The sequence below is a fragment of the Acinetobacter sp. PFS20 genome (genome assembly GCF_052261015.1).
Taxonomy (GTDB): domain Bacteria; phylum Pseudomonadota; class Gammaproteobacteria; order Pseudomonadales; family Moraxellaceae; genus Acinetobacter.
Genome location: NZ_JBPVZE010000001.1, coordinates 1,101,687 through 1,125,337, shown reverse-complemented (window position 1 = coordinate 1,125,337; position 23,651 = coordinate 1,101,687). Strand labels below are relative to the sequence as shown.

24 protein-coding genes and 1 riboswitch are annotated in these 23,651 nt (G+C 39.6%); of the genes, 8 read left to right on the top strand and 16 right to left on the bottom strand.

What is annotated here, in order from left to right:
• Positions 1-29: 29 nt before the first annotated feature.
• The 10 genes from ACS125_RS05355 to ACS125_RS05310 all read right to left on the bottom strand — a co-directional run bounded on the left by ACS125_RS05355 (position 30) and on the right by ACS125_RS05310 (position 8,694).
• On the bottom strand, positions 30-866 hold the full coding sequence (locus ACS125_RS05355; RefSeq protein WP_004795111.1) for a type II secretion system protein N: 837 nt from the start codon (positions 864-866) through the stop codon (positions 30-32).
• Positions 866-1,609 (bottom strand): type II secretion system protein N, encoded by a 744-nt coding sequence (gspN, locus tag ACS125_RS05350; protein ID WP_151964617.1) that lies wholly within the window; start codon positions 1,607-1,609, stop codon positions 866-868. Before gspN ends, ACS125_RS05355 begins: the two co-directional genes overlap by 1 nt.
• 331 nt (positions 1,610-1,940) lie before the next feature.
• Positions 1,941-2,267: an H-NS histone family protein gene (locus ACS125_RS05345; protein WP_002053185.1), complete on the bottom strand. Its 327-nt coding sequence runs from the start codon at positions 2,265-2,267 to the stop codon at positions 1,941-1,943.
• Positions 2,268-2,461: 194 nt separating this feature from the next.
• Positions 2,462-2,902 (bottom strand): acyl-CoA thioesterase, encoded by a 441-nt coding sequence (locus ACS125_RS05340; RefSeq protein WP_174759469.1) that lies wholly within the window; start codon positions 2,900-2,902, stop codon positions 2,462-2,464.
• 7 nt (positions 2,903-2,909) lie between these two features.
• Positions 2,910-4,103, bottom strand: a complete 1,194-nt coding sequence (locus tag ACS125_RS05335) for a heme biosynthesis protein HemY (RefSeq protein ID WP_443270949.1) — start codon at positions 4,101-4,103, stop codon at positions 2,910-2,912.
• A 9-nt stretch (positions 4,104-4,112) separates the two neighbouring features.
• Positions 4,113-4,955: a hypothetical protein gene (locus ACS125_RS05330; protein WP_004795115.1), complete on the bottom strand. Its 843-nt coding sequence runs from the start codon at positions 4,953-4,955 to the stop codon at positions 4,113-4,115.
• Positions 4,956-4,963: 8 nt separating this feature from the next.
• Positions 4,964-5,731 carry a uroporphyrinogen-III synthase gene (locus tag ACS125_RS05325; RefSeq protein ID WP_443270946.1) on the bottom strand — a complete coding sequence of 256 codons (768 nt, stop codon included), beginning with the start codon at positions 5,729-5,731 and terminating at the stop codon, positions 4,964-4,966.
• Positions 5,732-5,734: 3 nt separating this feature from the next.
• Positions 5,735-6,652 carry a hydroxymethylbilane synthase gene (hemC, locus tag ACS125_RS05320; RefSeq protein WP_035366533.1) on the bottom strand — a complete coding sequence of 306 codons (918 nt, stop codon included), beginning with the start codon at positions 6,650-6,652 and terminating at the stop codon, positions 5,735-5,737.
• Positions 6,653-6,753: 101 nt separating this feature from the next.
• Complete coding sequence (locus ACS125_RS05315; protein WP_443270944.1) at positions 6,754-7,494, bottom strand: LytR/AlgR family response regulator transcription factor; 741 nt, start codon at positions 7,492-7,494, stop codon at positions 6,754-6,756.
• A 60-nt stretch (positions 7,495-7,554) separates the two neighbouring features.
• Positions 7,555-8,694, bottom strand: coding sequence for a sensor histidine kinase (locus ACS125_RS05310; RefSeq protein ID WP_443270941.1), 1,140 nt, complete (start codon positions 8,692-8,694; stop codon positions 7,555-7,557).
• Between ACS125_RS05310 and argH the strand changes: the two genes are divergently transcribed.
• Together argH and ACS125_RS05300 are read left to right on the top strand one after the other, a co-directional pair.
• Positions 8,685-10,118, top strand: a complete 1,434-nt coding sequence (gene argH, locus ACS125_RS05305) for an argininosuccinate lyase (RefSeq protein WP_034590825.1) — start codon at positions 8,685-8,687, stop codon at positions 10,116-10,118. The two genes, ACS125_RS05310 and argH, sit on opposite strands and share 10 nt — an antisense overlap.
• Positions 10,119-10,127: 9 nt before the next feature.
• The gene (locus tag ACS125_RS05300) at positions 10,128-10,397 is read left to right on the top strand and encodes an oxidative damage protection protein (protein WP_004795121.1); all 270 of its coding nucleotides are present in this window, start codon (positions 10,128-10,130) and stop codon (positions 10,395-10,397) included.
• Positions 10,398-10,703: 306 nt separating this feature from the next.
• Here the strand turns inward: ACS125_RS05300 and phoU are convergent, their stop codons facing one another.
• The 4 genes from phoU to ACS125_RS05280 form a co-directional block, all read right to left on the bottom strand.
• Complete coding sequence (phoU, locus tag ACS125_RS05295; protein WP_151964613.1) at positions 10,704-11,426, bottom strand: phosphate signaling complex protein PhoU; 723 nt, start codon at positions 11,424-11,426, stop codon at positions 10,704-10,706.
• 105 nt (positions 11,427-11,531) lie between these two features.
• On the bottom strand, positions 11,532-12,863 hold the full coding sequence (locus tag ACS125_RS05290) for a TolC family outer membrane protein (RefSeq protein ID WP_443273918.1): 1,332 nt from the start codon (positions 12,861-12,863) through the stop codon (positions 11,532-11,534).
• Between the two features lie 96 nt (positions 12,864-12,959).
• On the bottom strand, positions 12,960-13,865 hold the full coding sequence (locus tag ACS125_RS05285) for a DMT family transporter (RefSeq protein WP_443270938.1): 906 nt from the start codon (positions 13,863-13,865) through the stop codon (positions 12,960-12,962).
• Positions 13,858-14,439 carry a TetR/AcrR family transcriptional regulator gene (locus tag ACS125_RS05280; protein ID WP_443270936.1) on the bottom strand — a complete coding sequence of 194 codons (582 nt, stop codon included), beginning with the start codon at positions 14,437-14,439 and terminating at the stop codon, positions 13,858-13,860. Before ACS125_RS05280 ends, ACS125_RS05285 begins: the two co-directional genes overlap by 8 nt.
• A 107-nt stretch (positions 14,440-14,546) precedes the next feature.
• Between ACS125_RS05280 and ACS125_RS05275 the strand changes: the two genes are divergently transcribed.
• The 6 genes from ACS125_RS05275 (at position 14,547) to gluQRS (ending at position 20,932) form a co-directional block, all read left to right on the top strand.
• Complete coding sequence (locus tag ACS125_RS05275; RefSeq protein ID WP_443270934.1) at positions 14,547-15,632, top strand: hypothetical protein; 1,086 nt, start codon at positions 14,547-14,549, stop codon at positions 15,630-15,632.
• A gap of 34 nt (positions 15,633-15,666) precedes the next feature.
• A riboswitch (TPP riboswitch) is annotated at positions 15,667-15,801 on the top strand.
• Between the two features lie 88 nt (positions 15,802-15,889).
• Positions 15,890-17,767, top strand: coding sequence for a phosphomethylpyrimidine synthase ThiC (gene thiC, locus ACS125_RS05270; RefSeq protein WP_443270932.1), 1,878 nt, complete (start codon positions 15,890-15,892; stop codon positions 17,765-17,767).
• A 75-nt stretch (positions 17,768-17,842) separates the two neighbouring features.
• The gene (locus ACS125_RS05265) at positions 17,843-18,469 is read left to right on the top strand and encodes an NUDIX domain-containing protein (RefSeq protein ID WP_004795135.1); all 627 of its coding nucleotides are present in this window, start codon (positions 17,843-17,845) and stop codon (positions 18,467-18,469) included.
• A 4-nt stretch (positions 18,470-18,473) separates the two neighbouring features.
• The gene (gene cpdA, locus ACS125_RS05260; protein ID WP_353157602.1) at positions 18,474-19,286 is read left to right on the top strand and encodes a 3',5'-cyclic-AMP phosphodiesterase; all 813 of its coding nucleotides are present in this window, start codon (positions 18,474-18,476) and stop codon (positions 19,284-19,286) included.
• Positions 19,287-19,497: 211 nt separating this feature from the next.
• Entirely contained in the window at positions 19,498-20,034 is a 537-nt protein-coding gene (dksA, locus tag ACS125_RS05255) for an RNA polymerase-binding protein DksA (protein WP_002121205.1), read from the top strand.
• 1 nt (position 20,035) lies between these two features.
• A complete protein-coding gene (gene gluQRS, locus ACS125_RS05250; RefSeq protein ID WP_443270929.1) occupies positions 20,036-20,932 on the top strand; it encodes a tRNA glutamyl-Q(34) synthetase GluQRS in 897 nt (298 codons plus the stop codon).
• Positions 20,933-20,981: 49 nt separating this feature from the next.
• On the opposite strand, the gene ftsW is transcribed toward gluQRS, so the two are convergent.
• A complete protein-coding gene (ftsW, locus tag ACS125_RS05245; RefSeq protein ID WP_004795141.1) occupies positions 20,982-22,178 on the bottom strand; it encodes a putative lipid II flippase FtsW in 1,197 nt (398 codons plus the stop codon).
• Between the two features lie 24 nt (positions 22,179-22,202).
• Entirely contained in the window at positions 22,203-23,549 is a 1,347-nt protein-coding gene (gene murD, locus ACS125_RS05240; protein ID WP_443270926.1) for a UDP-N-acetylmuramoyl-L-alanine--D-glutamate ligase, read from the bottom strand.
• Between the last annotated feature and the right edge of the window lie 102 nt (positions 23,550-23,651).

The following is a 23,651-nucleotide window of genomic DNA, read 5'->3' as shown; positions in this document are numbered from 1 at the left end:
TTCCTAACTCTTATGGTGACGTGTTATCACTAAAAATTTTGTTGTATGGTCATCACTTGATCACCACGTTTTATTTCTAATTTCACTTGTCCAGCTCGACGAGCCTGTTCAAGTAACTGCACATCCGTTTGTCCTTGCCCAACCGTTTGACCGTTTAAGGAAACAATCCGGTCACCCGGCCTTAAACCTAACTTATTTCTAAGCGCAGTGGGTGTACGTTCTGTAACTTCAAAACCTTCGCTTGAGTTCCCGCTTACACCCATATCACGTAGATATTGTTCACGGTTCCCCTGCATTTGCTGAATAGCCTGTCCTAACGCCTCTTGAGTCGTATTAACAGGTGCCGATGACTGAGGCGCAGTAGCAGCTGGTTGTGAGGCATCTGGCGTCATAGGTTGATATAAACCGTTTGGCAAGCCTTTAAACTGAAGTTCACGCGTACTTCCATTACCTTGACGTAATATCACGTGATCCCAATAAACTTCTGCCAACTGATAAGAGGTAGAACCTATTGTTTCTCCCACCCGATACCGGTCAGCAGTATTATCAAGCTTAATAACAGCCGAAGAAAAACGGTTCGGATAACCCAGCATCACGCCTTGTAATTCTAGGTTGACATTTTCCTGAGCTGCATTGGCTGAAGGTTCATTAAAAAGCGAAAAAGTACTAATGTTAGGAATTTGTGGTTGCTGTGATCCTAACTCTACCCGATCAAACTGCATCATTTGAGGAGGTGCAATCACCCACCAAAATAATGAAGCCAATTTCCAGCACAGCCATAGAATTAAAACGGCAAATACAACCACACTTAACCGATCTAATTTTTGCCATTGTAGATGCTGTAATTTCTCAATCCACACTTTCATTAGTTACCCCCTTGTATTAAGGGCTGACGAGAACTAATGACAAATGTATCTAAACCAGCTTTTCCATCATAAGATGGAATATTCAGTAATAATCTTTGCGTAAGCTGCACATCAAGCATCATGTTGGCATCTAATAAAAGATTCGCCATTTTTTGACTGCGTTGATCACGTATATCAACTTGTAGTTGACCGTTTTGATCTGTTAGTTGGCCAGTTAAAGAAGGCATATTCATCCGATCTTGACGATCACCAATATTATAAATTAAAGCACCGCCACCCCAATGCAATTGACCGTCAACTGCGGCGAAACCCTGCTCTTTTTTATAACTAAAATTAATATCTTTTAACTGGATACTATTCACAGGCCATTGCCAGTTCACAATTTGTTTTAATGTTTCAGGCGCAATCTGACCATTCATAGCTTTTACAATTACTTTTTTACCTACGCCATAGCCCATTACCCCAGATAATTGGGTATTTCCACTATGGATATCTACATCAGCAGCGAACCGTAATAAAAACAGGTCAAGAGGTCTAGTTTTCCAATGAATCGAGCCTCTCAAAGTACCACGCCGCCAATCTGCTTGGCCTTGCCAGATATTTCCACTTACATTGTGTAGAGTTTGATTATTCTTTGAAAATTTAGAAATTAGCCACGTCGCCGGGATCTGTAAAATAATAAAAATTAAAAATGCAATGAGTGCAAATAACCACCACTTCCATTGCTTAGACTTTTTCTTCATTCAGCCTTACCAACATGCAAATTATCATCCTTATTTTGAGAGTAGCTCCCTAGTCTGACATTATGCATACTTTTTCAACATCGCCAATTCACTTCATATAAAAAAACCAAGCAATCGGGCTTGGCTTCGGTATTAAGACTATAAGTTGAACGTATGACAAAATCATGAAAACCTAATGCTAAAAGAACTAAATGCAAATTTGATCTCAACAATGTATTTAAAGATGAATTTAAACAATCAATTTCTTAAATAATATTTACAGCACGCTTTAGATATTTTATGCATAAAAAAACCAGACAAATCTGCCTGGCTTTTTAAATCGGCAATACGATTAGATTAAGAAATCTTCAAGTTTTGCGCCTTTTTCAATTTCAGCAACTAACCAGCGTGGTTGTTTACCACGGCCAGTCCAAGTCTCTTCAGAATTGTTTTTGTTGCGGTAACGTGGCTCAACAGATTTACGTGTTGTTTTCTTACGTTTTTGAGCGCCAAACTCAAGAAGTTGTTCAACACTAAAACCTACATTTTCAGCGATCTCGATAATTTGATTATAAGCATCTTCGATTGCTTGATCTTTTTTACTTGCAATTAAAGCTTCCGCTTCTTCTTGTAAGCGTTTTAACTCTTCAACAGATAATTCACTGATATCCGGTTTCATTAATAAATACTCCAGTCTTACAGACAATTCAAAATAATACAGACAAAATTTAAAAACATAAAATCAAGACCAATATTATTTATAATCTATTAAATAAGCAATAGTTTGAAAGCCGTGTTCATCAGAATAACTAAAAAAATTACCTTTTATTTACATTATCAATTATAAATGAAATATATTTTATTAATATTTATTTAAGATAAATGTATTAAGTCATGCCCAACAGATTTTTCTAGCTCAATAATTTTTTGTTTTATTTCCTGAGGTATTTCACATTTTCGTTCTGTTAATTTATCTACGCAGACCATAACTGCTTCGCCAGTAGCCACGATTTGTTGTTGTGTTTCGCTCCATAATATATAAGCCATACGGAATGCACTATTACGGAGCTCTTCCACGCGAACACCGACTTTCAATACATCTGGATAAAAAACTGGCTTTAAATATTTACACTGACTTGAGGCTACAACGGTATATAATTGAGCGGTTAATATATTTATTGCTTCCATATATAAAATACGTGAGCTTTCAATATATCGATAATATTGTACATTATTGACATGACCGAAAGCGTCCATATCTCCCCACGCTACTTTCTGTTCATATATTATCGGGTAGACAGACAGTTCTTTCATTTTTGCCTCATATTTTAAATTTTAAAAAATTCGCATCATTTTCAAAGATTAGGTTTAACTGTTTGATTAACACTTCATCTTCATTAAGCGTAGACTTAATACGCAAATAGCTCATTAAAATATTATCTGGATATAATGATAATAATGTTTCAGCCTCTGCTTGACGTCCAGTTGCCATATAGACATGCCATTTTGCAAACGTTAAAACAGGTAAATTCATATATTGATTTTCAAACTCGATAATTTTTTCTTCGACATCTGCATAGTCTGGGACTTGTTTAAGCAGTTGTTGCTGAAACCACAGATAAAACACTTCTGGATCGAACTGTTCTTTTAATAAGTGTAGTGTTAGGGATGCGTGCTGCATACTCATATCAGGCATACGCGCCAATAGTTTAAGCCATAACAACTTACTGCTATAAGGTCGAGTTTGAATTTCAGACTCTAAATCCAGATAACGTTGTTGCAAAGCATGCAGATCATCAACAGAAGCTTCATCAAACTGCTGAAGAAGTTGCTGTAACCATAAATCACGGTGCTCAGCATCTAGCAGACCATACTTCATTGAACGTAAATACACCCATGGGTGTAGCAGCGCCAATTGCCCCCATAACGCGGTTAATCTTTGCTGGTAGGCAGTTTCTATTTCCTGAAGCCAAGGCGACAACTGATGCTGATATAAAAACTCAAGATGAGTTAATGCACGTTCAGCTTCGTTTTGGGCTAAAAAGATTTCGATTCGCTCTAACTCTGCCAATTCAAATGCCATAGGCGGTGATTGATCTAAAGCAGCCAATGCTTTCGGATAGTCCCCACTTAAAACCAAAAATTTGGCATCAATAATATTTTTTAAAAGCGCTGACTGAGTAAACACGCGTTCAATAAATACACGTTGATCTTCAGCGGCCTCTAATAACCAAACAATACCTAATTGTTCATAGGGGTGAAGGTTTTTAAACTGAAAAATGTTTTCACTTTTCCTCTGCTCGCGAGAGGAATAACGTTTAACCCAAAGCCATATAAGTTGAGCAATAAAACTCATGACCCCAAAAGAAAGGGTTAATCCCCAGACATTTGTTTGCAACTGCAATTGTCGCCAGTAAATGTAGACATACCCCATTCCATAGCCATAACTCAATAAAGCTAAAGCGGCAAAGAGTATTAAACTAATTACGAAATAAACCGACAGGAGGTGTTTCATATCTCCTCCTTATGAGCCAATTAGACCAAGTGTAGATAATTTAGGAACAGGCACGACAGATAAATGTGCCACTTTAGCAATACGTTTTTTTAACTGCTGACTCGTTGCATCAGGCATTTCATCTAGCTTTTGCATCACAGATTGCAACTCGTTTTGGTACTCTGTCATTTTGCCTTGATTGAGTGCCTGTTCAGCAATTAATAATCTTAATTGCACTTCTTTGAGCACCACACTTCGATTCATCAAATTAATAGACGGCGTTTCTACTTTTTCTATGCGGAACCATTTTTTCCACCAAGATACAGACTCGGATTGATCCATTTCAAGCTTAGGCTGAGCTAAAGCTTGCTGAATATTTTTATCAATTGTCTGTAATAAATCATCGATCAATTGATGGCGCTGATTTTGAGCCAAAGTGAATTGTTGAACTGCTTGCTTATCCTGCTCAAGCGATTGGCTCAAACTATGTTGCAATGCTGGAGCAATTTCATAGTGCACGAGAGATAGCTGCAACTGATTTAATTGATCAACTGCATAAATCAATTGCTGCTGATCAATTGCAAATTGAATTAAATCTAACTTTTGTTTAATTAAAACTGTAGGAGCAATACCTGTCGGTGGAGCATCTGGGTGAGCTACCGAACTTAGTTTATCGCCTGTATTTACAGGTTGATTCTGTAATTGTCGCTGTAAAGCAACCAATTGATCATTTAAATTGGCATAGTGCTGTTCTGATTGAAGCAGACTTTGCTTAAGCTCAGGAACAGTACGAGAAATTTGCCACATATCGTAACTGAGCTTAGCCAACCAAGCCATGCCCAGTAAAATGATGATAGAAACAAGTTTTCTCATACGAATCCTTATAATGCCTGAATGTGATGAATCATCCCCGAAGGCGATAAATTTTCAAGTTGAATAATGTGAAAATGAGCCTGTTGTTGATCGCGATATTCTTTAACAATTTGAAAAAGGCGTGGTCCTAAAACCAGATATACACAATCAGGTTGTACATTATTTTTTGAACAAAGCTCTAACCAATATTTCCAGCTGGCCTCACTGGTAATTAAGACCAGCCATTTGTGTAAATTATAATTTGAATTCTGTGTCAGATGTTTGAATGTAGAATATGAGGTTTCTGGGCATTGCCGATGATATAAAACGAAATTTAAAATCTGAATGCCTTGCTGCTGCAAAGTTTCCATCATAAATTGACGGCCACCCTTTCCTCGCCAGAAAGCAACACTACCGGCCTGCTTCATATTATGCAGAATAGGCAGATTGAGCATCCCTTCAGAAGTTTCCACATCTGGAATATGTGCTTCTATTCCATATTCATTTAAACGATTGGCTGTTGCTTGTCCTACCGCAATCCACTGAATATGTTTTAAATCACTGAGCTTTAGACCGCTTTTTTCTAAATACGTCATGCCCACCTCAACAGCAGTTGGGCTGACCACAACAATAGCTTGAGCTTTTCTTAATTGCTGGTAAAGCTGAAGTAATTGTTCCGAAAAGGGTTTAGCAACGAGTTCTAAAAGAGGTAAAGACTCAACCTGATAACCTTCATTTTGCAAAGCTTCTGTTAATTCAGCTGCACGAGAATCAGGTCGAGTATTAATAAACAACATGGTTTAGTAGAGGGCCTTTAATAGCTCGCCCGCACCTTGATCAAGTAAGTTTCGAGCAAGGTTTTCACCCAGTTGATGAGCATTGCTAGCTTCATCTGTCAGTTCAGCACGTAATAATGTTTGCCCATCAGGACTTCCGACACGGCCTTCAATATGAATTTGTCCATTTTGTAGCGTGGCATAACCTGCAATTGGAACCTGACAACCACCTTCAAGATAGGCATTAAAAGCACGCTCAGCACGTACACAAACATCGGTTTCTTCGTGTAATAACGGTTGAATTAAAGCTAATACATCTTGGTCAGCTGCACGGCATTCCAAGCCCAACGCACCTTGACCCACCGCAGGCAAACTAATGTCTGGTGCTAAACAATGACGGATACGTTCTGACAATCCTAAACGCTTCAAACCAGCACTAGCTAAAATAATAGCGTCATATTGACCATCATCTAGTTTCGCTAAACGTGTGCCAACATTTCCACGCAAGTCAATAATTTGCAAATCAGGACGTTGTTTTAAAATTTGAGATTTACGACGTAAACTTGAGGTACCAACTTTTGCACCTTGAGGTAAGTCGGCAAATTTTTCAAATTGATTTGAAACGAAAGCATCTAATGGATCTTCACGTTCACAAATTACTGCCAAGGTTAGACCTTCTGGCAAAGCCATCGGGACATCTTTCATTGAATGTACAGCTAAATCTGCACGCCCATCTAAAAGTGCTGCTTCTAACTCTTTAACAAACAGTCCTTTCCCACCAATTTTTGCTAAAGGCGTATCTAAGATTTTATCGCCCTGCGTGACAAATTTAACCAACTCCACCGTTAAATCTGGGTGAAGCTCCTGTAATCGGGCACGAATATATTCTGCCTGCCAAAGAGCAAGTGGGCTTTGTCGTGTAGCAATTTTCAAGGTTTTCATAAATTCAAGCATGGGCTGGTCAAACGATACACCCTAAACTTAACTTGATCCCTTAAAATTGCAAGTAAAATCTCGCACACCCAAGATAACTCTTTTTAAGTTTAGAGCTGATGGATCCGCTCTCTAAGCATAGATAAATGTCGACGACTCACTGAAAGTCGCTCATCTAAGCCACGTAAACGAACCTGATATTGCCCAGAGCTAACGAGCTCCAGTCCATCTAAATATGCAACTGCAACCAATGCATTTCGATGAATACGAATGAATTGATCTGCAAATTCGGTTTCAAGCTCTTTTAAAGTTTCATCAATTAATACGCTGCCATTTTGATGACGCACAGTGACATATTTTTGATCGGCTAGAAAATAATAGATATTTTCAACTGGAATTAGCTCAACCCCACGATAGGTTTTTGCAGCAATTTGATGTCGCTGTGTTTTCAGATCATGTAAAAAATCATGTTGTGGTAAAGCATTGAGCTGTGCTTGAGTAAGCTGAGTCAATTGACTAAAAACTTGTTCAAGTTCTAGAGGATCAATTGGCTTAAGAAGATAAGCTTGAGCCTGAGACTTAAATGCTTCCAATGCATGTTGATCATAGGCCGTACAGAATACAATCGCAGGTCGAGGATTTAACTGACTTAGCTGTTCCGCACAGACAAGACCATTCATACCTGGCATTTGAATATCAAGTAAAATTACATCCGGTTGATGAAGCCGTGCCTGTTCCAAGGCTTCTTGTCCATGATGAGCCGTTGATACAACTTCATGTCCCATCTTTGAAACTAAACGTGATAATCGCTCCACTGCAAGTGGTTCGTCATCACAAATTAGCACCTTCATTCATCCTCCTTGTCACCGTTAACTTGATCCATTTTTTTATGGTTAACTCTGACTGACTTATTATTTTGTTTGATATTGATAGCTCATAATAGTGGTATATAAGGCTTCACCTTTATAAACCTGAAATCTAACGGTGTTCCCATAATATGCTTTCAGGCGCTGTTTTACATTTTCAAGGGCGATTCCATGCCCTTTCCTTGAATTTATTGTATCGTCTGTATATGGGTTGGTAATGACTATACTGACTTGATTTTGCAATATTTCAACCAATACCCCTATAGTTGCTTTACCCATCATCGGTTCTACCCCATGAAAAATACTATTCTCTAACAAGGGCTGTAATGTCAATAAAGGAATAGTGATCTGTTTGAGTTGCACAGGTGAAAGCTCTATTTTCCAATCTACTTTTAAACGCTCCCCCAAACGCACCTGCTCAATCATTAAATATTGTTTACTTAGCTCGATTTCTTCATGCAGACTCACCAACTTTAATTCTTGGAAACTCGCACGAAATAAACGTGACAGGCTAATGAGCATGCTTTCTGCTTTATCGGGATCTATCGCAATTAAACTGACTACATTATTTAGACTATTAAATAAAAAATGAGGATGAATTCGCGCTTGCATGGCCTGAATACGGGCATTTAATTCTGCATATTGCTGATGTAACCATTGTTCTCTGACATATAAATAACGTAGGCAGAAAGCCCCGAGTAATATTCCATAGCTTAGATATAAAGGCACATTGGTAAAATAAATGCTCCAGCCCTGCATTAAAGAAGCATGTTTATTTAAAAGACCAAACTGAAAAAAATTACTTATTAAAGTGGTTAAAACAACAATACCTTGCAACATGACAAAGCCAATAGCCAAGGCAAATTCTTGACGTAAAGTGCTAAAAAAAGCTTGAAAACGCTCAACCAAGGCAAAAAATGACAATATTACCCAATTAATAAAAACGATGTATTGAAAAAGCCTTCCGCCGCTCAAGGCTTGCCAAGACTGCGCTTCAGCCAATGCTAAGACCAGTGCCAAAACATTACTTGCGATAATTAATTCGAATAAGTGTTGCCAACGCCCACTTTTCGTAAAAAAATAGGAGGAATTTTGATTTCGGTATGCTGTAGGAAACAACTTTGTTTGTTGAGCTTCGGCAAGTGATATACTCTTTTTTATTTTACTGAGCCACCATGACCACATCTTCAAATCCCCCTAATTCAGTAACCCCAGACCAAACCTCAGGTATGTGGGGTGGTCGTTTTTCTGAAGCGACGGACGCTTTTGTAGCCGAATTTACCGCCTCTGTTCAGTTTGACCAACGTTTTTATAAGCAAGACATCGCTGGTTCGATTGCGCATGCTACCATGCTTGCGAAAGTTGGCGTACTCACAGAAGCAGAACGCGATGACATTATTGAAGGTTTAAGCACCATTCGCTCAGAAATTGAGGCTGGAAACTTTGAGTGGCGCATCGATCTTGAAGATGTTCACATGAACATTGAATCACGTTTGACTCAACGTATTGGCATTACAGGTAAAAAATTACACACAGGTCGTAGCCGTAACGATCAGGTTGCAACTGATATTCGTCTTTACCTGCGCGACGAAATTGATGATATTTTAAAATTATTAGAACGTTTACAAAAAGGCTTGTTAGGCTTGGCTGCCAAAAATGTAAATACAATTATGCCTGGCTTTACCCACCTACAAACTGCTCAGCCTGTGACTTTTGGTCATCACTTGTTAGCATGGTTTGAAATGTTGATTCGTGACACTGAACGTCTTCAAGATTGTCGTAAGCGCGTTAACCGCATGCCACTTGGTTCAGCTGCTCTTGCTGGTACAACTTATCCGATTGATCGTGCTTATACAGCAGAACTTTTAGGTTTTGAAGCAGTATCTGAAAACTCTCTTGATGCTGTATCTGACCGTGACTTTGCCATCGAATTTAATGCTGCTGCTGCACTGATCATGATGCATTTATCACGCATGTCAGAAGAACTGATTCTTTGGACTTCTGCACAGTTCAAATTTGTGAACATTCCTGACCGCTTCTGTACTGGTTCTTCAATCATGCCGCAGAAGAAAAATCCGGATGTTCCAGAACTTATTCGTGGTAAATCTGGCCGTGTATTTGGTGACTTAATTAGCTTGCTTACGCTCATGAAAGGTCAACCATTGGCGTACAACAAAGACAACCAAGAAGACAAAGAACCTTTATTTGATGCAATCGATACGGTTCGTGGTTCACTCATGGCTTTCGCAGATATGATTCCTGCATTAGTTCCAAATATTGAAATCATGCGTGAAGCTGCACTTCGTGGATTCTCAACTGCAACCGATCTTGCGGACTACCTAGTGAAAAAAGGCGTTGCGTTCCGTGATGCTCATGAAATTGTAGGTAAAGCTGTTGCATTAGGTGTTGCAGAAGAAAAAGATTTATCCGAGTTAACACTTGAGCAATTACAACAATTCTCGGACTTAATTACAGCAGATGTGTTTGATAAAGCCTTAACACTAGAAGCTTCTGTAAATGCACGTGATCATATTGGCGGAACTTCACCAAAACAGGTTGAAGCTGCGATTGCTCGTGCCCATACACGTTTAGAACAGTTATACGCTTAAGGATAAACCATGAGTCGACAAGTATTTTGCCGCAAATATCAAAAGGAAATGGAAGGTCTAGACTTCGCTCCTTTCCCGGGTGCTAAAGGCCAAGATTTTTTTGAAAATGTTTCTAAGCAAGCATGGCAAGAATGGTTAAAACACCAAACTACGCTGATTAATGAAAAACGCTTAAACGTGTTTGAACCAGATGCCAAGAAGTTCCTTGAAGAACAACGTGAGAAGTTCTTTAACAATGATGAAAGCGTAGAAAAAGCTGAAGGCTGGAAACCAGAATAATCGGTTTGTTTTAGCTTCTTCATCATTAAAAAGGCGGGTCCTATACACATAGACCCGCCTTTTTTTACGTGAAACTTACACAAGCATAAAAAGCCTTACATAGAGCGAACAGGACTCTACATGACATCAAAAAGCAAAAAACTTAATATCAATTCATAGCAAGAAGAACACGATCCCTGTCGTGTTTAAGCACTTGATTTTCTGTCCTGAACTTCCCCCCAAAGTTCGGGACATTTTTTTATCTATTATTTTTAAAAATAAAAAAGCCTTGTTTTAAACAAGGCTTTTAAATATTTCAGCTCAAAATTACTTTTCGTGGACTTTAGCTTCAATTTCTTCAATTTTGGTATGACGAGCATCAAAGCCCTTTGCCATATAAATGACTTGCTCAGCAATGTTACGTGCATGGTCACCAATACGCTCTAAAGAACGTAAAACCCACATCACGTTAATCACACGAGCAATATGGCGTGGATCTTCAATCATATAGGTCATTAATGTGCGCGTTGCTGACTGATATTCACGGTCAATGTCAGCATCGGCTAAAAGTACACGTAAAGCTTGATCTGCATCTAAACGTGCAAAAGCATCAAGAGCATCATGAATCATGACACGAACTTGGTTACCAATATGACGTGTTTCCATGTAGCCACGAGGCGAACCACCCTCTTCACAAAGGTTCTGTGCAATACGGGCAATTTTTGCAGCTTCGTCACCAATACGCTCAAGGTCAGTATTGGCTTTACTCATGGCAATAACCATACGCAAGTCAATCGCTGCTGGATGACGACGAGCTAAAATTAGCGTCAGGCCTTCATCAATATCACGTTCATATTGGTTGACTGCATTATCTTTAAATTGAACATCAATCGCTAAATTTGCATCTGTATCAAGTAAAGCATGAATTGCATTGGCAACCTGTTGCTCGACCAAGCCACCCATGGTCATAAACTTTGTGTTTACATCTTGCAAATCTTCATTAAATTGAGAAGAAATATGATGGGTTAACACCGGATTACTTGGACTCAAGGGAAGCCTCCAACATGATGGCGCAGGAATAAAATGATTGAGCATTAAAACACAGCAATCATTAAGTTTTTATGACAAAATTAAATTTCAGATAAAAGCATTTTATTACTGATACGTTAACCAGCTATTGAGCTCAACCAGATCTTTTTCACCTAATTGGCCTACTGCAGCTTTTAAACGAAGCACATTTAATAAATAGTCATATTGAGCATTAAGATAATCCTGTTTTGCAGAAAAAGCATTACGCTGGGCCAATAAAACATCAACCATACTTTTTAGGCCTTCGTTATAACTTGCTTTCGAGGCTTGAGAAACTAAAGAAGATGAATCCATTGCAGCTTTTCTTGCTTCGAGTTTGGCTTGGTCTGTATCGACCTGCATAAATGCACTTTTCACATCGACATTGGCACGGCGGATGGCCGCATCAAGTTGTGCCTGCGCTTTACTGGCTTCTACAGTCGCTTTTTTAATTGATGTTCGAGTGCGCCCACCATTAAATAAATTCCAGTTCATTTCTACCCCAATCTGATCAAATTTTCCATCAGTCGAAATGAGCGTCTCTGGTGTTTGTTTGGTATAGCCATAGCTTGCCACAGCATCTATTTGAGGATAAAGCGCGGCTTTTTCTACACGGCGCTGATCTTCACTATATTGTTGTTGTAAACGTGCTTGCTGGATCTTTAGATTTTTTTGCTGGGCCAAAGAAATCCAATCATTAAGTTCTGCTGGATAAGGTTTTTGAAAACTAAAGTCACTTCGTAATACAGCAAGCTTATCTTGATAAGAACCAATATATTCAGAAAGCTGCTCTTGGGCCAAAAGTAATTGAACATTGGTTGAAATACGATTGGCTCTGGCATTTTGATATTGAGCATTTGCTTCACTCACATCACTACGTGCCACCAAACCTTCTTTGAGTTTGGCATTCATCATATTAAGCTGCTCAAGCAACGCTTTTTCTTCTTGTAGGTATGCAACACTGAGTGCTTGCTGACGCAGTACATTAAAATAGGCTTCTGCTACATTTAAAACATGATCTTGTTTTTGCAGTCTTAAGGTAATTTCACTTAAGGCAACCGAAGTTTTAACTTGCTTATAACCTTCCCAAGCATCCATTCGAAACAATGGCTGACGTGCTGTTAAAGTCGCTTGCCGAGTTGTTGAGGTATTACTCACTAAGGCATCTGACAGGCCTTCTTGGTCAACACCCGGAAAGTTTGAACGCTTTACAGTTTGTCGATTACGAGTAATGTTTCCAGACAGTGTAACGGTGGGTAATAACGCTCCCGTTGCCAAGCCTAAATTAAGTTGATCTGCTTCAAATTGTTGTTGATTGGCTTGCCATGTCGGATCATTTTGTTTTGCGCGCTCATAAGTCTCAACCAAATCTAGAGCAAAACTCGAAGATGCAAAACTCCAAAGGCCAACAGCGACCATTAATTTTATTTTCATTGTTCAAATCAACGATAAAACTTGCCTTTAAGACTAAGAAAAATTCGAATCAAACTCAAGCCATTAAAAGTTTTAGTTTTTTTAAGCGTTCTCAGTTTTTGACAATATTAAAATACAAATAAAAATCAAAAGCATGCCTATCCAACCCAACCATGAAACATGCTCACCCACCAACACAATCGCAAAAATCGCAGCAACTAAAGGTTCAAATAAAGTTAAGGTCGTCGCTTTGCTGGCATTTACTGTTTTTAGACCAAATCCAAAAAGTAAATAACCCAAAAACATAGGAATCAGCATCATATAGCCAGCCACAAGTAAATTGGTTGAGCTTTGTAATAACCCACCACCTGTAACCAACAAAGTAGGAAGCAAAATAACTGCCCCACCACCCATAATCATGCCCATTGCAGCTTTAGAGGCAATACCGCGATCGATTAATCTTTTTGCAGCCCATGAATAAAGCGAATAAGTTGTAGCTGCGACAAGCCCAAGAAAAATACCAAAGTATTTATTCCATTGATTTGTACTCTCTAGAACCACATGACTTTCACCCATCGACAACATTGTTACGCCAAGCACACCGCACACAAAACTTAGAAACCAGATAGCTGATAAGGCTTTGCGATCAAAGAATCGCTCTAAAATTGCTGCGATCAATGGAGCAATACCAATTGAGACCACGGTGCCAATCGTAATACCTGCATAATGCATCGAGGAATAAAAGGCCAAAGGATAAATACCAACCGCGGCTACCCCCAAAAGCAATATGAAAAGATTTTCTCTTATAAATTGTCGGTTTTCACGTATCGCTCGTGATGCAACCAAAGCTTGTAAAAGACCTCCACCGCCCATCGCTACAGCGCCAATAGCGAGTGGACCAAGTGTCGGAGCAAATGCGGCCGCAGTACCGGTTGTTCCCCACAAAACAGAGGCAACTAAAATCGCGATTGTGCCTCCATAACTACTATTTTTAATGAGGCTAATCATGGGGGCATTCTCTATTTAAAATGTCTTCTGCCATTTGTTTTGCCAAGAGGAGTTGACGACTGTTACCTTCCAACCCTGCTCGTGCCATAGAACCTTCTAAAAGAAAAGAAAGCTGCGTAGCCACATAGTTAACACGCTGTGACTCTGGTATTAATTTCTTTAAATGCTCAGCAACAATAGCCTCGACTTCTTCTTTATGCTGTCTTACCGAACTGCGCCCTACACTATTTGCTGGAAACTCAGCCGCAGCATTCAATAACCCACAACCTCGAAAGCCTTTTTCATAGGCAAATTCCGCATGGTCTTGATAGGCATCGAATACGGCCAAAATGGCTTCTTTAGCTGTTTTTATTTTTTCTAAACGCTTTTGGTAGAGATCAAGCCACTCTTGATGACGTGCAGCAATGTAGGCATCGACAAGCTCACCTTTTGAAGAAAAATTATTATAAAGCGACATCTTAGCAACATCTGCTTTAGCCGTAACCGAGTTAATTCCAGTTGCAGTAATGCCATCGTTATAAAACAAAGTTGAAGCGGCATCAAGAATTTTCTGTCTTGCTGTTTTATCATTCATAGCTTTAATTTAAGTAGACCGACCTACCTAATAATAAAGATTTCTAACAATGATCCAATCTTTTTCCGAGTTATAATTTGAGCAATATTCACTTTGATAAAAATACAATGATGAAAAAAGTTCTAATGATGAGTATGTGCAGTGCACTACTTTTAGCTGGATGTAATAAAACATCAGAGCAAAATCAGACCGTATCTAAAGATCAAAAATCAATTGAGCAAAAGACCACTCAAAAACAAGACAGTAGCTGCTTACAAATTATGGTAGCTATGCACACGATTAATCAAAACAGCAAAATAGAAGACTTAAATCAAATTAATGAAAAGCTTAAAACCTGTGTTTCGTCTTTAAAAAATGATGAACAGCTTAAGCTGATTGATGCATCAACAGCCATGTATCAGCGTTTCCTAAAACAAGACTACACTGAAAAAACAGGTAGAGCGTTTGAAGCTTTTGGCTATGCTGTTTTAGAACATAAACAACAAGACCTTAAAAAAGTCATCCAAAGTCAGAAAAAGCTCTTCAACCAACTCAGCCCACGTGATCAATATTTACTTCAACATGAAGGTCAAGCCTATATTGAACTACTCTATCAAGGCGAAGGCATGTTTACCTATCGACGTCAGCCAAACTATTTAGTTGATGTTTTTTCTAAAGCCTTACCTGCTGACCAAAAAGAGTTTTTAATTCGTATGGCGAAAGACAATCAAAATATTTTTTATAACGATGGTGCGTTGGCTATTTCATGGAAAGAGCTCACTGAACGTGCATTATTTTGGGAAAAGTTTATTCAAAAGTATCCAAAAAGCCACTTTATTGGTGATGCAAAACTACTCTTTAACGAATATCGCTATTTTATTTTCTTTGGTCTCGATAATACGCCTGTGTCAGATGAATATGCGCCGAACACATGGTTTGATAAAGATGCGCTTCAACAAATTCAGTTTCTATCTACACAAAATGAGTCGAGTTTAGCGAAACCTGCCCAGCAATTTCTTAAATTTATTGCCACGCCTGTAGAAGAGCGCAATAAGCAATTTAAAATAGATTTAACTGAAAAGAATGGCGATAAAAAATCAAATTATCAGATTACTCATGAACAACTTGAGCAGCTATTAAAATTTGATTCGCCATGGAACACTGAAGTCTATCGTGACTGCCATATAGATGCCGTTTGTATAGATACAAATTGACAATGCCAGCCAACCTAAATCATGTTAGTCTGTAATTCGCTTGACGGAGCGCGAGTAATAGCTCGCTGAGATTGTGTAAATTTCGTGTTGTCGCAACACAAGTTTGAACATGAGTACCGTTGAACCTGATCAGGTTAAGACCTGCGTAGGAATCAAGCCATCTGAAAACTTAAGCCTTAAATTTATCTAGCAAAGATAAATCCGCCATCGTTTTTGGTCGTGCTTGATTCGTTGATGTTATTCATAAGGATCATGTAATGAACCAGTTAACGAATCTCTCTTCTGTTGAAATTTCAGCGCAACATGAACAAGATGCAAAAGATTTAACTCGCATCTTACCCGCTTCAAAAAAAGTTTATATTGAAGGCTCTCGCCCTGACATTCAGGTTCCAATGCGGGAAATTTCTCTCACCGATACCCCAACCGGACTTGGTGGTGAACATAATCCCCCTGTAATGGTCTATGACACTTCAGGTGTTTATACCGACCCAAATGTTCAAATTGATTTAGACAAAGGTTTACCTTCAGTTCGCCAAAACTGGATTGAAGAACGTAACGATACTGACGTACTTTCTGGTTTAACTTCAACGTTTGGTCAAGAACGTTTAAAAGACATCCGTACCGCAGATATTCGCTTTGCCCACATTCAAAATCCACGCCGTGCCAAAGCTGGCAAAAATGTCACTCAAATGCACTATGCCAAGCAAGGTATTATCACACCTGAAATGGAATATATTGCAATTCGTGAGAATCAGCGCCAGCGTGAAGGTGTTGATATGCGTCAACATGCTGGACAAAATTTCGGTGCAAAAAACTTAAAAGAAATTACACCTGAATTTGTTCGCCAAGAAGTTGCTGAAGGTCGCGCAATTATTCCTGCAAACATTAACCACCCAGAACTTGAGCCAATGATTATTGGCCGTAATTTCTTGGTTAAAATTAATGCCAACATTGGTAACTCAGCGCTTGGTTCTTCAATTGACGAAGAAGTTGCCAAAATGACTTGGGCAACCCGTTGGGGTGCCGACACCATTATGGATTTGTCGACAGGTAAAAATATTCATGAAACTCGTGAATGGATTATTCGTAACTCACCTGTTCCAATCGGTACTGTACCAATTTATCAAGCGCTTGAAAAAGTTGATGGTGTTGCAGAAGACCTAACATGGGAAATCTTTAAAGACACACTGATTGAACAAGCTGAGCAAGGCGTTGACTACTTCACGATTCACGCAGGTGTATTGCTTCGCTATGTTCCACTTACAGCAAACCGTTTAACAGGTATTGTGTCTCGTGGTGGTTCAATCATGGCACAGTGGTGTTTAGCGCATCATGAAGAAAACTTCTTATACACTCATTTCGATGAAATCTGTGAAATCATGAAAGCTTATGACGTTTCATTTAGCTTAGGTGATGGCTTACGTCCAGGTTGTATTCAAGATGCAAATGACGAAGCGCAGTTCAGCGAACTTAAAACACTAGGTGAGCTTACTCATCGTGCATGGGAACATGATGTTCAAGTCATGATTGAAGGCCCTGGTCACGTACCAATGCACATGATTAAAGAAAACATGGACCTTCAGCTAGAAGTATGTAAAGAAGCACCATTCTATACACTTGGGCCTTTAACGACTGATATCGCTCCGGGTTATGACCATATTACATCTGCAATTGGTGCAGCTATGATTGGTTGGTATGGTACAGCGATGCTTTGTTATGTGACACCAAAAGAACACTTAGGTTTACCAAACAAAAAAGATGTTAAAGACGGAATTATTACCTACAAGCTTGCGGCACATGCTGCTGACCTTGCGAAAGGACATCCGGGTGCTCAAGTTCGCGATAATGCCTTGTCAAAAGCTCGTTTTGAATTCCGTTGGGATGATCAGTTCAACTTAAGTCTAGACCCAGACACAGCACGTAGCATGCATGATGAAACCTTACCCAAAGAGGCCCATAAATCTGCTCACTTCTGTTCAATGTGTGGACCAAAATTCTGTTCGATGAAAATCACCCAGAATGTTCGTGACTATGCCAACAACCTCACTAATAGCAATTCAGAGGTTGAAGAAGGCCTCAAAGCGATGAAAGAGGTTTATCAAGAGCAAGGTCAAAAACTGTATCACAAAGTGTAAATATTCAAAAAAAACACTTGCCTAGCCATGATTCTCGGTTAGGATGAAATAAATAGATTTCGTCCTGACCGAATCATGAGTATTGTTGAACGTCCAAGTTATACATCTAAAGATGTCGAAGTAACATCACGTGAATCTCTATTCCGTGGTTTTATTCAAGTTGAAAAAGTCAGCCTTCGACATCGTCTATTTAATCAATCTGAATATACTCATGTATTGCAGCGTGAACTCGTTCATCGGCCTGAAGCAGCTGGTGTACTACTCTACAACGATCAAAAACAACAGTTTGCATTGATTGAACAGTTCCGTGTTGGGGCTTTAGATGATCCTCAATCACCGTGGCAGCTGGAAATAATTGCAGGCGTGTTAGATGGTGATGAATCACCAGAAAGTTGTATTCGACGAGAGAGCCTTGAAGAATCAGGTTGCGAAGTTCAAAATTTAGAGCATCTATTTAGCTTTTATCCATCTGCTGGTGCTTGCTCAGAGTTATTTCATCTCTATGTTGCCGAAACTGAATTACCCGCTGAAGGGGGTGTTTTTGGCGTAGATGATGAGGGGGAAAATATTCAACTGCACTTATTTAATTATAGTGAAATCCAGACTCTACTCGACAGCGGACGTTTAAGAAATGCTCCTGTCATTATGGCATTACAATGGCTGGCCCAACACAGCAAAACGATAATAAACCCGAAGAGGTAGGACGGTGACTTTTCAAGTCTCAACACTTTCACAAAAAGACCATGTCATTATACAAATTACCGATACCCACCTATTGGAGTATCCGCATTTAGAATTTGTGGGGATGAATCCTGAAGAAAGTTTTCATGCCATTATTCAACAGATCCTAAAAAAACATCCTGAAACTGATGCCATTATCCACACTGGAGATTTGGCTCAAGCACCAACGCCTATTACCTACAAACGTTATATTCAATATATGCAAACCTTAGGTCTGCCATTTTTTCAGACACTGGGCAATCATGATAACGTTGATCATTTTCCATTACATAAAGAAAATCATCAGGAACCTGTGGTCATTTGTTTAGGAAACTGGCGCGTTATTTTATTAAATAGTGCAGTAAAAGGTCAGATTAATGGGCACCTGTCGCCAGAACAACTACAAAATTTAGCGGCATTACTCGAAGAATTTTCAGATCACCCGGTTTTATTGGCTTGTCATCACCATCCTTTTGCCATGAAGTCCAAATGGATTGATCATCACAAGTTACAAAACTCTAATGCTTTGCTTACCACATTAGGTCCATTTAAAAATGTAAAAGCTTTACTCTGCGGGCACGTTCACCAAGACTCATTAAACACTTGGCAAGGGATCGAATTTTTCTCGACCCCCTCAACAAGCGTTCAGTTTAAACCGTTTAGTAATGAGTTTGCCCTAGACCAAAATGCTCCCGGCTACCGTTACATTCGTCTAAAAAACGATGGTAGTTTTGAAACAGAAGTCTTCCGTCTTGAAAATTTTCAGGGTCTTATAAATACCAATATTTCAGGCTATTAGCTCTATTTTATATATGCTTATATGCAATTATGACTAGGGTAAACACGTTTTGAAATTATTTACGAGGCGGAATGACTATCATCTTGCAGGAAAAATCTATATGATGACGACCCGATGGGAAAATCCCATCGATGGTTTTCTATAAAAACACTTGCATATCACCATATTTTTTGCGTATAGATAATACGTGTATGATGAGGAATGCCCTATTATGGCGAATGACAACCACAACCAAGTTTTGGATGAACATACAGAAGTTGTAGTGGAAGGTGACAAAGCTTCTGCAAAACGTGCACGTAAAGTGAAACCTAAAACTTCTGACATAGGCACAACTGCAAGTTTATTTGGTATTGCACCTTATCAACCTAAGAAAAATGAAGAGTACATGTCTGAAGGACAGCTCGAGCATTTCCGACAAATTCTGCAAGCATGGAAAGCTGAATTAATGTCTGAAGTTGATCGTACGTTGAATACGATGCAAGACGAATCAACTGCATTGCCAGATGTAAATGACCGTGCCACCCAAGAAGAAGAGTTTGCAATTGAATTGCGTACACGTGACCGTGAACGTAAGTTAATTCGTAAAATCGAACAATCTATGGAAGCAATTAAAAACGAAGACTACGGTTTCTGTGAAACATGTGGTATCGAAATCGGTTTACGTCGTTTAGAAGCACGTCCAACTGCAACGTTATGTATTGACTGCAAAACTTTGGCAGAAATTAAAGAGAAGCAAAATAACGGTTAATATGACCGCTGTAGCTACTCAAGAAAAGCCTAGCTTTTCATACTCAGGTCGGTTTGCGCCCTCGCCAACCGGCCCTTTGCATTTTGGATCACTCATTACCGCTGTCGCCAGTTATTGTGATGCTAAAGCTCACCAAGGCAAATGGCTGGTTCGTGTCGAAGACACAGATATCCCTCGTATTTATCCGGGCAGTGAAGAGCATATTCTCACTTCACTGGAAGCCTTCCAATTCGAACCCGATGCAGAAATCATCTTTCAAAAAAACCGTTTAGACATTTATGAAAGTGTACTAGATCAACTTAAAAAAGAGGGTCTAATCTATGCTTGTCAATGTACACGCAAAATGCTGGGTTCAAATGCCATCTATGCGGGCACATGCCGCAATCTGAATCTTGATTTTCAAGACCAAGCAATTCGGGTAAAAGTTAAAGATCAACAGATCTGTTTTGATGACCGACTGCAAGGACTTCATTGTTCTAATCTACAACATGACCTTGGAGACTTTGTTCTTAAACGCCGTGATGGGATTATTAACTATCAACTTGCTGTCGTCGTGGATGATTATCTACAAGGCATCACCCATGTCGTTCGAGGCTCAGACCTATTAGATAACACCGAACGTCAGATCTGGCTTGGCGAGCTTTTAGGATACCCTAAACTGAGCTATATGCACCTCCCTCTCGCCATGAATGATCAAGGGCAAAAGCTCTCTAAACAAAACCTTGCTCAAGCACTCGATTTATCTAAAGCGCCTGAATTGTTGCAACAAGCAGTACAAGCCTTGGGACAACCTCATGTTGATTTAGACCAGCCTAAAGTTATGCTCAAGCAAGCTGTAGCACAGTGGAATGTTGATTTAATTCCACATGGACAAGAGCTCGGCGGAATATACCTATAAATAAAAAAACCCGATATCAAATCGGGTTTTCTCTCGCCTAAATACTTAACTAGAAGTTTGATTCTTCCCTTTCTGGGTTCACTTCTTGAGTTGATGCATCAATCTTTAAGATCAAGCTAATCATCGCAGCACACATCATTAAAGATGTACCACCATAACTAATAAATGGCAGAGTCAAACCTTTAGTTGGCATCAAACCCATATTCATGCCCGCATTTACCAAGATCTGGAGCAAGAAAATAATACTAATGCCATAAGCCAAATAACCTGCGCGAAGGTAATGATGTTTCAATGCACGATGACCAATTTTGATACAGCATGCCAACATCAAGAAAGACAAACCAATGACAATAGAAATACCAAAGAAACCAAACTCTTCACCTAACACCGCCAACATAAAGTCAGTATGCGCTTCAGGTAAATAAGATAACTTTTGGACACTGTGCCCTAAGCCTGTACCAAACCATTCACCACGGCCGAAGGCCATTAATGCATTTGATAACTGATACCCAACCCCTAATGGATCTGCCCATGGGTCGGTAAACGAAATCAAACGCTGGAAACGATACGGCTCAAATAAGATCAAAAACACGATACCGGTTACAATCGCACCTAACATAATTAAGAACTGTGTTGGCGGCGCACCAGCTAAAAAGAATACCCCGACCATCATCAATACAATTACGATCGTAGCACCCAAGTCAGGCTCAGCAATAATCAAACCAACCGTAATTGCCATGACACCACTTAAACGCAATAAACCTTTCCAATGAGTACGAACCTCTTTGGCACGGCGCACCACGTAATCTGCTGTAAAGATTGCCATCATAACTTTGGCAACCTCGGTTGGCTGTAAGGTAAAACCACCGATCTTAATCCAACGCGTAGAACCGTTCACTTCTGAACCTACCACCAAAGCAGCAAGCAACAGAACCATGGTCAACAGCCACAGCGGGAAAGTATTTTTAAACCACGTATTGAGTGATATCCGATAGGTCAAATAAGCCACCACAGCCGCAGCAACAATTGAAATACCATGACGAATCACATAGTGAAACGGGTTTTCATGCATATATTCAGCATAGGGCATCGAAGCAGACGCCACCATCACTGAACCGATACACAACAATGCAACGACACAGAAAATCAGGACATTACGTGGCGTCACTTCCGCTGGCCATTTAGGCAATATCCGTTCATACCAATGATTGATTTTCTGGATTGTGGTCTGAGCTAAGCCTGCCATACTACATTCCTAATCATGTTTTCTTTAAACCAACGAATTGACGCAGGCAACAAACTGCTGACCACGGTCATTATAACTTTTAAACATATCAAAACTTGCACAGGCTGGTGATAACAACACCACATCTTCAGCTTGTGTTTCACGTTGACACAGCTCTACAGCTTCTTTAAGCGTTGCTGCATGCAAAATTTTGGTTGCGCCTTGAATAGCCTGCTCGATGACAGGTGCATCCTCACCAATCAATACCACAACTTTGGCATATTTTTCGATAGAAGAACGTAATGGAGCAAAATCTTGACCTTTACCCTGCCCACCTAAAATCAAGGCAACCTTACCTTTTTTAACCTCAATTGCAGCACCTAAACCATCAATTGCTGCAAGTGTAGCACCAACGTTAGTCCCTTTAGAGTCATTATAATAACGTACATCATGTACCGTTCTCACATACTCACAGCGGTGCTCTAATCCTTTAAATTGTTTTAACGTTTCAAGCATAGATTCCATAGGCAAACCAATTGCTTCACCTAATGCCAAACACGCTAAAGCATTGGCTACGTTGTGCATGCCTTGAATATACAAATCTGAGCTTTTAATTAAACGCTGCAAACCACGTGCAAGCCAAAGCGTGCCATCACCATCTCTTAAAACACCATACTGGTTTAAGTCTGGTGCATTTAGACCAAAGCTCTGCATTGGTGTTGTATCTGGAACAAGAGGGCGACTTAAAGCATCATCACGGTTAAATATTACTTTTTTAACGCCTTGGAAAATACGGTGTTTTGCTTGGTGATAACCCCACATATCGCCATGACGATCTAGGTGATCTTCACTCATGTTAAGAACTACAGCAACCTCAGCATTTAAATGTGAGGTAGTTTCCAACTGAAAACTTGATAGCTCAAGTACAAGCAACTCTGGTTGGTCTTTTAGTAAATCTAGAGCTGGGCGTCCTAGGTTTCCACCCACAGCAACTTTTTTACCTGCATCTTTAGCCATTAAACCAATTAGAGTCGTTACTGTACTTTTGGCATTAGAACCTGTAATAGCCACAATAGGCACTTCGGTCGCACGGCGTAATAGTTGAATGTCGCCTACCACTGAAATCCCTTGAGCAATAGCTGCCTGAATTTCTGGTAATTGTGGTGCTAGGCCTGGGCTTAAAATAATTTCTTCTGCTTGTAATAATAATTCCTGGTCAAGTTGACCAAAACTGGTTTTAACGCCGGCTGGAATCTGGTCATAACCAGGAGGGGTTGGACGAGAGTCCGTTACTGCAACTTGGTAGCCTTGTTCATACAGGAAATTAACAGCAGAAACGCCTGATATTCCTAAGCCTGCGACAACTTTTAATCCACCACGTTGTATTAACATTTTTGCCCCACAATTTATCAATCGACAGAATGGCAAAAATGTTAGCACTTTGCTGTTTTGAATGCTTTTTCAGTTTGAACTTTATTCATCTTTTTTTGTGTC

Coding starts and splice junctions, on each gene's coding strand:
- ACS125_RS05355 (WP_004795111.1), bottom strand. CDS start 866: ATGAAAGTGTGGATTGAGAAATTACAGCATCTACAATGGCAAAAATTA.
- gspN (WP_151964617.1), bottom strand. CDS start 1,609: ATGAAGAAAAAGTCTAAGCAATGGAAGTGGTGGTTATTTGCACTCATT.
- ACS125_RS05345 (WP_002053185.1), bottom strand. CDS start 2,267: ATGAAACCGGATATCAGTGAATTATCTGTTGAAGAGTTAAAACGCTTA.
- ACS125_RS05340 (WP_174759469.1), bottom strand. CDS start 2,902: ATGAAAGAACTGTCTGTCTACCCGATAATATATGAACAGAAAGTAGCG.
- ACS125_RS05335 (WP_443270949.1), bottom strand. CDS start 4,103: ATGAAACACCTCCTGTCGGTTTATTTCGTAATTAGTTTAATACTCTTT.
- ACS125_RS05330 (WP_004795115.1), bottom strand. CDS start 4,955: ATGAGAAAACTTGTTTCTATCATCATTTTACTGGGCATGGCTTGGTTG.
- ACS125_RS05325 (WP_443270946.1), bottom strand. CDS start 5,731: ATGTTGTTTATTAATACTCGACCTGATTCTCGTGCAGCTGAATTAACA.
- hemC (WP_035366533.1), bottom strand. CDS start 6,652: ATGAAAACCTTGAAAATTGCTACACGACAAAGCCCACTTGCTCTTTGG.
- ACS125_RS05315 (WP_443270944.1), bottom strand. CDS start 7,494: ATGAAGGTGCTAATTTGTGATGACGAACCACTTGCAGTGGAGCGATTA.
- argH (WP_034590825.1), top strand. CDS start 8,685: ATGACCACATCTTCAAATCCCCCTAATTCAGTAACCCCAGACCAAACC.
- ACS125_RS05310 (WP_443270941.1), bottom strand. CDS start 8,694: ATGTGGTCATGGTGGCTCAGTAAAATAAAAAAGAGTATATCACTTGCC.
- ACS125_RS05300 (WP_004795121.1), top strand. CDS start 10,128: ATGAGTCGACAAGTATTTTGCCGCAAATATCAAAAGGAAATGGAAGGT.
- ACS125_RS05290 (WP_443273918.1), bottom strand. CDS start 12,863: ATGGTCGCTGTTGGCCTTTGGAGTTTTGCATCTTCGAGTTTTGCTCTA.
- ACS125_RS05285 (WP_443270938.1), bottom strand. CDS start 13,865: ATGATTAGCCTCATTAAAAATAGTAGTTATGGAGGCACAATCGCGATT.
- ACS125_RS05280 (WP_443270936.1), bottom strand. CDS start 14,439: ATGAATGATAAAACAGCAAGACAGAAAATTCTTGATGCCGCTTCAACT.
- ACS125_RS05275 (WP_443270934.1), top strand. CDS start 14,547: ATGATGAAAAAAGTTCTAATGATGAGTATGTGCAGTGCACTACTTTTA.
- thiC (WP_443270932.1), top strand. CDS start 15,890: ATGAACCAGTTAACGAATCTCTCTTCTGTTGAAATTTCAGCGCAACAT.
- ACS125_RS05265 (WP_004795135.1), top strand. CDS start 17,843: ATGAGTATTGTTGAACGTCCAAGTTATACATCTAAAGATGTCGAAGTA.
- dksA (WP_002121205.1), top strand. CDS start 19,498: ATGGCGAATGACAACCACAACCAAGTTTTGGATGAACATACAGAAGTT.
- gluQRS (WP_443270929.1), top strand. CDS start 20,036: ATGACCGCTGTAGCTACTCAAGAAAAGCCTAGCTTTTCATACTCAGGT.
- ftsW (WP_004795141.1), bottom strand. CDS start 22,178: ATGGCAGGCTTAGCTCAGACCACAATCCAGAAAATCAATCATTGGTAT.
- murD (WP_443270926.1), bottom strand. CDS start 23,549: ATGTTAATACAACGTGGTGGATTAAAAGTTGTCGCAGGCTTAGGAATA.